Below are 10,541 nucleotides of genomic sequence, written 5' to 3' on the forward strand. Positions count from 1 at the left end.
TCCTTCGGGGCGGGGGACGGACGGTGGCCGGGCAGTACGGGGCGGCCGGGCAGTACGGGGAAGCGACCCGTGCGCGGTGGTGGGGTCACCAGGTCACGGGCAGGGCGTGCACCCCGTACACGGCCATGTCGGACTTGAAGCGGATCTCCTCGACGGGCACGGCGGTGCGCAGGGTCGGGATCCGGCGGGCCACGGCGGCGTAGACCTCCTGGAGCTCCACCCGGGCGAGCGCCTGGCCCATGCACTGGTGGGGCCCGTAACCGAAGGCGAGGTGGCCGTGGGCGCGGGCCGCGGGGTCGAACTCCTCGCCCGCGGCGAAGCGTTCGGGGTCCCGGTTGGCGACGTTGATGGCGGCGACGACGCCCTCCCCCGCCCGGACGAGCCGGTCGCCGACCTTCACGTCCTCGACGGCGATCCGGCGGATGCCGCGCTGGACCACGGTGAGGTGGCGCAGCATCTCCTCGACGGTGCCGGCGAGCAGTTCGGGGTCGTGCTCCGCGCCGAGGGCGGCGAAGTGGCCGGGATGGCGCAGCAGGGTCAGCACCCCGAGGGAGATCATGTTGGCGGTGGTGTCGTGGCCGGCGGTGAGCAGCAGGAGGGCCATCGCGGCGAGTTGGCGCCGGGTCATGGTCCCGTCGGGCCGGTGCCGGGCGGCCATGCGGCCGATGAAGCCGTCCCGCGGTTCCCGTTCGCCCGCGGCAACGAGCTCCTCCAGGTAGTCCTGGAGGTCTTGCCGGGCGGCGGCGGCGCTCTCGGTGGTGCCGGCGACGACGTTCATGGTGTGGGTGAGGCCGCGGAAGAGCTCGTGGTCCTCGAAGGGCACGCCGAGGAACTCGCAGATGACGGTGAGCGCGACGGGCAGGGCCAGGTCGGCCACGAGGTCCGCTTCCGTGCCGCGGAGCATGCGGTCCAGGCAGCCGTCGACGACGGCGCGCACGGCCGGGCGCCACCCTTCGGCCCGCTTCACGGTGAACTCGCCGAGCACCAGGCGCCGTACGGCGTCGTGCTCGGGGTTGTCCATGACGAGCAGGGTCGGTTCGACGGCGGTCTCGGCGAGGGCGACGGCGCTGGACAGCGGGTAGCCGGGGCGGCTCTTGTCCGCGCTGAACCGGGGGTCGGCCAGGACGGTGCGGGCGTCGTCGAAGCGGGTGAACAGCCAGGGCCGGACGCCGTTCCACAGCGTTACGCGGGGCACGGTGCCCGCGTCGCGGATGTCGGTGGCCTCCCGCGGCGGGGCGAACGGGCACTGCCGGTGCATGGGGTAGTGCGGCTCGGCCGTCGGGGCGGTCGTCGGGTCGGTCGTCGGGTCGGTCATGCGCGGGTGCTCCGGTCGAGGTTCTGCCACCAGCGGCCGACGAGGGCGTCGTCCAGGGCGGGCGGGGCGATGCCGTGGGCCCGCAGGGCGGCGAGGGTGGCGTCGTTGCGGTGGTCGGGGAGGCGCGCGTCCAGGTGGTCGCGCAGGTCCCGGACGTACTCGCGGTAGGCGAGGGCGGGCAGCGCGGTGCCGTCGGCTTCGGCGTCGGCCAGACGGCCGAGCCAGGTGTCCAGCGGGACCGCGGGGGTGGTCCGGCCCGTGCGGCGGTCGTGTACGGCGTGCAGTTCGGCCAGTGTCGTCCGCCGGGGGTGGTGCAGGTGGTGGACGGTGCCCGGGGCTCCGTCGGCGAGGGCAAGGGCGACCAGGGCCCGGGCCATGGTGTCCACGGGCAGTGCGTCGGTGGCCAGCCGCGGGTCGTCGGGGTGGCAGCCGAGGGCGGCGGAGGTGACGAGGAGCCGGCTGAGGAAGTCGTCCTCGTTGACGGCTCCCGTCGTGCTGCCGCCGGCCCGGCCGAGCCGGTAGATCCGGGCGTCGGCGCCGCGTTCGAGGGCCTGGGCGACGAGGTGCTCCGCGGCCCACTTGGCGGCCGCGTAGCCGCGGCCCCGGGGGTGGCGTTCCGCGCCGGCCGGGGTGACCTCGGTGATCGTACGCGGGCGGGCGCCGCCGGGTCCCTCGCGGAACACGCCGAGGGTGGAGACGTGGTGGAAGCGGGCCGGGCGGCCCTCGGCGCAGATCCGCAGGAGCTCGGCGGTGCCGCCCACGTTGGCCGCCGCCAGGTGGTGGAAGCCGGACACGTGGTGGACCTCGGCGCCGAGGTGGAGGACGGTCCTCGCGCGCAGGACGTGCTCCTGGTGGGTGCCGTCGAGGCCCAGGCCGGGCCGGGTCAGGTCGCCGGGGACGGGCACGATCCGCGGGTCCGAGGCGTCGGGTCGCAGCCCGTGGCGCCGCAGGGCGGCGGACAGCCGACGGCGGGCGGCGTCCGGGTCCTCGGCCCGGACCAGGCACAGGACCGGGCCCGTGGTGCGGTCCAGCAGCTCGGCGAGGACGTGGGAGCCCACGTATCCGGTGGCTCCGGTGAGCAGGACGGCGTCGTGCGGGTCGAAGGGGCCGGGGCGGTCGGGGAAGACGATGGCGGGGTCGAGCCGCGCGTCGTCGGGCCCGACGGGCCGGGCCCCGGCCGGGACGGCCCCCTCCAGCAGGCGGGCCACCTCCCGTACGGTCGGCGCGGCGAGGAAGTCGGCGACGGCGATCCGGACGCCGTGCTCCCGCTCGATGCGGCCCAAGAGCCGGATGACGCGCAGGGAGTGGCCGCCCCGTGTGAAGAAGTCCTCGTCCGGGGAGCCCACCGGCGCGCCCAGCACGTCCTCCCACAGGGCGAGCAGCCGCCGCTCGGTCCCGTTCGGCGAGCCGTCGGCGGCTCCGTCGCCCGGGTACGGCCGCTGCCGGCGCACAGAAGCCAGGTGGGCGGCCAGCGCCGACCGGTCGGCCTTGCCGTGGCTGCCGGTCGGGATGGCGGGGACGGGCACGGTCAACCGGGGCACCATGTGGGCCGGGAGCAGCCGGGCGAGGTGGGCGCGGGCGTCCCGGGGTGCGGCCGTGCCGACGTAGCCGACGGCGAGTTCGGCGTCGGCCCCGGCGTCGAGGAGGACGGCGACGGCCTCCCGGACACCGGGGTGTTCCGCGAGCGCGGCCTCGATCTCCCCGAGCTCGACGCGGAAGCCGCGCAGCTTGATCTGGTGGTCGAGCCGGCCCAGGTAGTCGATCGATCCGTCGGACAGCCGGCGCACCCGGTCCCCGGTGCGGTAGCAGCGACCGGCGGCGGGGAGTGCGGGATGGGTGGTGAACGACCCGCCCGTCCGCTCGGGGTCGCCCAGGTAGCCGTCGCCGAGTCCGGCGCCGGAGAGCCACAGTTCGCCGGGGACGCCGGTGGCCGCGAGCCGTCCGTGGCGGTCCACGACGTGGGCCGCGGTGCCGGACAGGGCGGTGCCCACGGGCACGCGGACCCGGGCGTCCGCGGGGTCGGCCCGGTGGGTGGTGGCCAGGATCGCCGCCTCGGTCGGGCCGTAGCCGTTGACGACGACCCGGTCCGCGGCGAAGTGACGGGTGTCGTGGACGTCCGCGGGCTCGCCGGCGACGAGCAGCACGCGTACGCCGGCCAGGTCGGGTCGGTCCAGTGCGCGCAGCAGCGAGGGCACTGTCACCATCACGGTGACCCCGGCGGTGCGCAGGGTGCGGGTGAGGGCCGGGCCGTCGGCGCGGGTGGCGTCGTCCGCGTACACCAGGGTGGCGCCGGAGACGAGCGGCATGAACTGCTCGAAGGCGGCCACGTCGAACCCGGGCGAGGTCAGTTGGAGCCACACGTCGTCCGCGGTGAAGGGGTGCCGGTCGAGACAGGCGAGGAGGGTGTTGGCGACCGCGCGGTGGGAGACGGCGACGCCGCGGGGGCGCCCGGTGCTTCCGGAGGTGTAGATGACGTACGCCGGGGCGGCGGGATCTCCGGGGTGTGCGGCGGGCGCAGTCCGCTCGCCGGGGGCGGTGAGGGCCTCGATGTCCAGGACGGGCGGGCCGGAACCTTCCGTGCCCGGTCCGAACAGCGTGTCGGCGGTGTCCTTGGCGCAGACCAGCGCGCCGGCACCGGCGTCGGCGATGCAGTGGCGCAGTCGCAGCGCCGGGTACGCCGGGTCGAGCGGCACGTACGCGGCCCCGGCCTTGAGCACCCCGAGGAGGGTCGTGGCGAGGAGCGGGGAGCGCTCGAGGCACACGGCGACGCGGTCGCCGGGCCGGATCCCGCGGGTGGCGAGGCGGGCGGCCACGGTGTCGGCGAGCCGGTCGAGTTCGGCGTAGGTGAGGCTGGTGTCGGTGCCGACGACGGCGGCCTTGTGCGGGTGGGCGGCGACCTGGCGGGCGACGAGGGCGGGCAGGGTGGTCCGCGCTGCCCGGGGGCCCGGCTCCGGGGCGCGGCTCAGCCGCTCGTGCTCCCCCGGTTCGTACAGGGTGACGCCGCGCAGCGGCGGGTCGCCGTCGGCGAGGCGGTCGAGCACGGCGGCCAGTTGGCCGGCCAGCCGCTGTGCGGTGGCACGGTCGTAGAGGTCGGTGCTGAACTCGACCTCGATGTCGAGGCCGTCGCCCTCCTCCTGGAAGGTGAAGGACAGCTCGAAGGTGGCGGTGTCGCGGTCGCCGGCGTCCCAGGGCGCCGTCCGCGCGCCGGGCAGCTCCAGCGGACGCGGGCGGCGCTGGCGGTGGTTGACGACGGCCTGGAAGGGGACGGCCGCGCGGCCGGTGGTGACCGGGGCCAGTTCCCGGCCCACGGCCTGGAAGGGTACGTCCTCGTGGTGCAGGGCCTCGGTGCAGGCGGCCCGGACGCGGGCGAGCAGGACGCTGGCCGTGGTGTCCGCGTCCGCCTCGATGCGGACGGGCAGCAGGTTGACGAAGCAGCCCACGAGGTCCTGTGCCCCGGCCCGGTTCCGCCCGGCGGCCAGGGTTCCCAGGGTGAGGGTGTCGCGTTCGGTGTGGGCGGCCAGGACCGTGTACACGCCGGCCAGGCCGAGCATGTACGGGCTGACGCCGTGCCGGCGGGCGGCCTCGATGTGGCGGGCGTGCTGCGCGGCGCCGATCCGCAGCCGCACCCGGTCGCCGGATCCGCTGAGGACGGCGGGGCGGGGACGGTCGGTGACCAGGTCGAGTGCGGCGGCGCCGCCGTCGAGCGCGCCCTGCCAGAACCGGGCCGCGGCGGCGAGCCGTTCGGGGCGGGGCGCGAGGGAGCCGCGCAGGTGCTCGGGGTAGCCCCGGTCCAGGGGCGGCAGGTCCGCGGCCGGGTCCGCGTAGAGGGCGGACAACTCGGACGTGAAGAGGTCCAGGGACCAGTCGTCGGCGATGGCATGGTGGACGGCGAAGTGGAGCAGCGCGCTCCGGGCGTCCAGGGTGAGTACGAGGGTGCGCAGCAGCCGGGTGCCGTCGGCGTCCGGCTCCGCCGTGCGGTGCTCGGCGGCCAGGGCGCGGGCCAGGGCCTGGCGTTCGCCGGCCGGAACGCCGGTGAGGTCGATGTGGCGCACCGCCGCGCCCGGGTCGGCGGTCAGGCTCTGTCGCCAGCCGTCGGCGTCGCGCCGCACGACGGTGCGCAGGGCGGTCTGGCGCCGGCCCAGCAGGGTCAGGGCGGTCCGCAGCCGGGCCGGGTCGAGGGGGCCGTCGACGAAGTACCCGCGTCCGATGACGTAGCGGCCGGTGCTTCCGGTGGCCTCCTGCTCGAACCAGATCCCCTCCTGGGCGGGCGACAGCGGCAGCGGGCCGGGGTACGCCCCGGGGGCGGCCGGTGCGGTGGTGGCGGTGGCCGTGGCGGCGGTGGCCACGCGGGCCGCCAGGGCGCGGATCGTCGGGGTGGTGAAGAGGTCGGCGATCGTCAGGGCCACGCCCTGGTCGCGTTCGAGTCGGGCCAGGATCGCCAGGGCGGACAGGGAGTCACCGCCGGCGGCGAAGAAGTCGGCGTCCGGGCCGACGGCGCGACCGAGAACGGCCTCCCAGTGTGCGGAGACGGCGTGCAGGACGGTGGCCTCCTCGGTACCGGGGCCCGCCGGGGCGGAAGTGGCCGGAGCCGGGCTCGCCGCGGGCGCGCGGTCGGCGAGGGCGGCGAGGAGACGGCGGTCGGCCTTGCCGTTGGCCGTGGTCGGCAGCTCCGCGAGCACGGTGACGACCGCCGGAACCGCCGGTTCGGGCAGGATCCGCGCGATGTGCGCGACGAGGGCGGCGGCCGCGTCGACCGGGGCCGGGACGGAAGCGTCGGCGGGGGCCGGGGGGATCGGGTCGGCCGAAGCCGGGGCGGATGGGGCGGCCGAGGTCGAGACGACCTGATCGGCCGGGGCCGGAACGACCAGGCCGGCTGCGGCCCGGGCAACCGGATCAGCCAAGGCCGGAACAGGAGCGTCGGCAGAAGCCGGACCGGCCGCGCCGGCCGAAGCCGAGACGACCTGATCGGCTGGGGCCGGGGGGACCGCGTCGGCCAAGGCCGAGACGACCTGATCGGCCCGGGCCGGAACGACCAGGCTGACTACGGCCGGTGCGGCCGGGGTCGGGACCACCGCAGTGGCTGTGGCCAGGGTCACCTGATCGGCCGGGGCTGTGAGGGTGGATGACGTGTTCGGGGTGGGGGTGTCGAGCGGTGTCAGGGTCACGTACGCGGCCAGTCGGCGGGCGTCCGCGGCGCCGTACGGGACCACGACCGCCTCCCGGACCGCCGGGTGGGTCCGCAGGGCCCGTTCGGTCTCGGCCGGTTCTACGCGGTGGCCGCGGATCTTGACCTGGTCGTCGAAGCGCCCCAGGAAGGCGAGTTCGCCGCCGGGGAGCCGGCGGACCCGGTCGCCCGTCAGGTAGGCGGTGCGGCCGGGCCGGCCGGGCTCGGGAACGAACCTCTCGGCGGTCCGCTCCGGCTCGCCGCGGTAGCCCTGGGCGACGCCCGGGCCGCCGATGCAGAGTTCGCCCTCCTCGCCGGGCGCGGCCGGGGTGTGGTCGGGGCGCAGGACGTGGGCGGTGGCGCCTGCGAAGGGGCGGCCGATCGGCACGTCCTGCCAGGCGGCGTCCCAGTCGTCCGGGCCGTCGAAGGCCTGCCAGCAGGCGTAGACCGTGGTCTCCGTGGGCCCGTAGCCGTTGACGATCCGGCAGCCGGGCAGCTCGCGCAGGGCGGTCCGTACCGCGTCCGCGTCGGCCCGGTCGCCGCCGGAGATGCACAGGCGCAGCCCGCTCAGGTCCGCGGTGATGTGTTCCATGGCCAGCCGGAACAGGGGGGCGGCCAGCCGCAGGACGGTCACGCCGTGGCGGGCGCACTCCCGGCCGATGTCGTGCACGCCGGGCCGTTCGGACCGCGGGAGCACGAGCCGGGCGCCGTTGAGCAGGGCGCCCCAGATCTCGAAGACGGAGGGGTCCACGTGGAGCGGGGCGAGCTGCAGCACGGTGTCGTCGGCGGTCAGCCCGGCCTCGGGGGCGCGGGCCAGTGCGAGGACGGAGCGGTGCGCGACCTGGACGCCCTTGGGGGCGCCGGTGCTGCCGGAGGTGTGGATGACGTAGGCGGTCTGCCCGGCCCCGGGGGCGTACGACGGGCTCCGGCCCGCGCCCGGGTCCGGGTCCGGCAGCGGGTCGGGTGCGTCCTCGTCGACGGGCAGGACCGTCACGCCCGCGGGCAGCAGGGCGCGCAGCCGCGCGGTGTCCTGCCCGGCGGCGAAGACGGTGCGCAGGTGGTTGTCGAGGACGAGCGCGCGGATCCGCTCGTCCGGTGCGTCGGGGTCCAGCGGCAGGTACGCGCCCCCGGCCAGCACCGTCCCCAGCAGGGCGGCGATGGTGCCGGGCGAGCGCCGGGCGCAGATCCCTACGCTCTCGCCGGCGGCGGTACGGCCGGTGAGGCGGCGGGCGGCGGCCGCGGCCCGGGCGGCGAGTTCGCCGTAGCCGATCCGTAGGTCGCCGTGGACCAGGGCGGTGCGGTGGGGGTGGGCCCGGGCCACGGCGGTGAAGGCCGCGCCGAGGGTGGTGGCGGTGGTGGTGGTGTTCACGGGGCCGAGGTCACCTCCTGCGGGTCGCGTTCCAGGGCCTCGACGACACTGGCGGTGTCGAAGAGGTCGAGGTAGCGGGAGATGAGTCCGTCGCGGACGGTGAAGACGTTCATCCACTGGGCTTCGTAGCGTGCGCCGTTGGCCAGGACGTGGGTGCGGCTCACGCCCAGGACCACGACCCGGTCCCCGGCGTCGAGGTAGTCGTAGGCCGCGCACTCCTGGACCCGGATCAGCTCGCGGACGATGGCGAAGAACGCCCGGAAACCCTCGACGCCCCGGTAGACGCCGGCCCACGGCAGCGAGGCGGGGCCGTGGTAGACCCACTCGAAGTCGGGGGCGAGCAGCGGCTCGATGTCGGCGAGGCGGCCCTCGTCGAACAGCCGGAAGAAGGTGCGGATCACTTCGACGTTCTGCGTGCTCATACGGTGCTCCTCGAAGGTGCGGGGGTGCGGGACGGGCCGGGCTTCAGCAGGCCGGACAGCCGTTGGCCGAGCCGGAACAGGACGGCGTGGGCCAGGAGCCGGGCCGGGCCGGTGCGGGAGAGCCTGCGGGCGCCGCGCATGACCTGGAAGATCTCCCGCTCGGTGGCGGTCAGGGGCAGCAGGAACACGTCGTAGACGACGAAGGCCCGGGCACGGGTGATCCACCAGAGGATCAGGGCGTACGTCATCCACTCGCCCTCGGGGTCGACGAAGCGGCCGAGCGCTCCGGGGACGCGTGGTTCGAACCGGCCGAGCATGCCTTCGGCGAAGCGGCGGCCGATCACTCCGTGCGGCCCGGTGTCCATCGCGGCGAGTCCGGCGGCCACGAGGTCCGACAGGGCCCGGACCCGTTCGGGCAGGCCGAGGGCGTCGACCTGGCGGATGGCCTGGAGCGCGAAGTGGGCGCCCAGGGCGTGGGCGTGGTGGGTGCGCAGTTCCTCGACCAGCTGCGGGTTGGCCGCGCGGGCGGCGTCGTACACCTCGTCGGAGACGAGGGCGGCACCCGTGGGGAAGCAGCCGTAGCTCAGGGCCTTGGACAGGCTCATGAGGTCGATGTCGGGGAGCCGGCCGTGGTGGGCGAAGCGGGTTCCGCAGCGGTAGTAGGACGTCAGGACCTCGTCGACGCCGACGAGGTAGCCCTGTTCGGCCCGGCCGGCGGTGACGGCGTCGAGGAGCGGTCCGGGGATCGGGGCGTAGGCGTCGGAGCTGCCGTGGACCAGTTCGATCCACACGAGTCCGATCTCGCCGGTGGCCGCCTCCTTGCGGAAGTCGTCGACGGCGTGCGGGGTGAAGGGGTCGATGTAGCGGATGTCGTCGTAGAGGGGGCCGAAGGGCGCGCGGGTGCGTCCGGCGGCGGTGGCCAGCAGGGAGACGAGGGTCTTGCCGCCGTAGTTGTGCTTGAAGACGACGATGCGCCGCCTGCCGGGGCGGGCGAGTCGGGCCAGGGTGATGGCGCTCTCGACCGCGGACGCGCCGCTGACGGCGGGGAAGGCGTGGGGCAGGCCGGTTTCGCGGGCCAGGACCTGTTCGAGCTCGCGGACGTGGTCCCGGGCGGGGTCGTGATCGCGTACGACGTCGGTCAGCGCGTCGGCCGGGTTGTGGCCGGCCACGCCGAGCCCGGCCCCGCACAGTCCGTCGACCAGGTCCAGTTCGCGGCCGGAGTCGAGACGGACGGTGAGCCGGGAGCCCTTGGCGCGGACGACGTTGAGCGCGCCGTGCAGCTTGCGGTGCATGCGGACCGCCATCGGGTTCACGTGGCGGGCGTACAGGTCGAGGGTGGCCTGCCGGTCGGCGGTGGCCGCCGCGAGGACGCGGTGCACCGGGGCGGCGGCGTCCCAGCGGGGGCGCAGCCGGGCGCCGACGGCGCGCACGGCGACGCTGTTGCCGCCGTAGGTGTTGGAGTGCAGGAACCCGGTCTGCGGGGTGGTCCACGGCGCGAACGTGTCGTGGGTACCGGTGAAGGCGCCGAACGGGACCTCGTACCCGGTGAGGGATTCGCCCAGGACGACGAGGTCGGGGCGCAGCGCGGTGACGGCGGGGTCGACGGGGCTGTCCGGGGCGACGTCGCTGAGGTCGACGACGACGCGGGCTCCGGTGGCGCGTGCGGTACGGGCCAGTTCGACGACGGCGGCCAGGGCGCCCGCGTCGAGGAGTTCGGGGGCGCGGACGACGAGCCCGCACACGGTCGTGCCGTGCAGGGCGGTGCGCAGGCCGGCCACGGTGGTGTGGGTGAGGAGGCCGGGGGCGAGGGCGCGGTCGGGGCCTTCGCCGAGCGGGTCGGTACGGCGGGCGAGGGTGCCGTCGGGGTCCAGGACCAGGACGCGGCCCCGGTGGGCGGCGGCGGTCGCGGCGGCGCGGTGGCGCAGGAGTTTGACGGCGCCGTGCAGGGCCTCGTAGCGGGAGTTGGCGAAGAAGCTGCGGTAGTGGGTGCCGGGCGGGCGGCCGCCCAGTTCCCTGACGAACTCGCTGACGAGGTGGCCGGCCTGGGCGGACTCGGTGGTCACGAACCAGGACGGCATGGCGAAGACGGGCTGTTCCTGCGCGATGAGGTCGGCCAGGATGCCGAGGGTCTGCGGGCCGGCCGGGCGCAGGTGCGGTACCGGGCCGGGGGCGGCGTGGGGGTTCGGGTTCATGACGCCATCTCGCTCGTGGGAGGAGTCCCGGCCTGTGCGCTGCGCGGGATGCAGGGTGGGGGCGGGTGCGGACTGCCGC

The 10,541-nt window shown here is 75.9% G+C and carries 4 protein-coding genes; all 4 read right to left on the reverse strand.

Going from position 1 to position 10,541, the window contains the following annotated elements:
• Nucleotides 1-85: 85 nt before the first annotated feature.
• The 4 genes from OG386_RS08735 to OG386_RS08750 are packed head-to-tail and all read right to left on the reverse strand — an operon-like array spanning nucleotide 86 to nucleotide 10,462.
• The gene (locus OG386_RS08735; protein WP_328787592.1) at nucleotides 86-1,315 is read right to left on the reverse strand and encodes a cytochrome P450; all 1,230 of its coding nucleotides are present in this window, start codon (nucleotides 1,313-1,315) and stop codon (nucleotides 86-88) included.
• Nucleotides 1,312-7,848: a non-ribosomal peptide synthetase gene (locus tag OG386_RS08740; protein WP_328787593.1), complete on the reverse strand. Its 6,537-nt coding sequence runs from the start codon at nucleotides 7,846-7,848 to the stop codon at nucleotides 1,312-1,314. The genes OG386_RS08735 and OG386_RS08740 overlap by 4 nt, the downstream gene beginning before the upstream one ends.
• On the reverse strand, nucleotides 7,845-8,270 hold the full coding sequence (locus OG386_RS08745) for a nuclear transport factor 2 family protein (RefSeq protein WP_328787594.1): 426 nt from the start codon (nucleotides 8,268-8,270) through the stop codon (nucleotides 7,845-7,847). Before OG386_RS08745 ends, OG386_RS08740 begins: the two co-directional genes overlap by 4 nt.
• A complete protein-coding gene (locus tag OG386_RS08750) occupies nucleotides 8,267-10,462 on the reverse strand; it encodes an aminotransferase class III-fold pyridoxal phosphate-dependent enzyme (protein WP_328787595.1) in 2,196 nt (731 codons plus the stop codon). Before OG386_RS08750 ends, OG386_RS08745 begins: the two co-directional genes overlap by 4 nt.
• Nucleotides 10,463-10,541: the final 79 nt, after the last annotated feature.

Source organism: Streptomyces sp. NBC_00273 (assembly GCF_036178145.1).
Classification (GTDB): Bacteria; Actinomycetota; Actinomycetes; order Streptomycetales; family Streptomycetaceae; genus Streptomyces.

What these genes read in the sequence shown, in the direction of transcription:
- OG386_RS08745 (WP_328787594.1), bottom strand. Translation starts at nt 8,270, where the DNA reads ATGAGCACGCAGAACGTCGAAGTGATCCGCACCTTCTTCCGGCTGTTC.
- OG386_RS08750 (WP_328787595.1), bottom strand. Translation starts at nt 10,462, where the DNA reads ATGAACCCGAACCCCCACGCCGCCCCCGGCCCGGTACCGCACCTGCGC.
- OG386_RS08735 (WP_328787592.1), bottom strand. Translation starts at nt 1,315, where the DNA reads ATGACCGACCCGACGACCGACCCGACGACCGCCCCGACGGCCGAGCCG.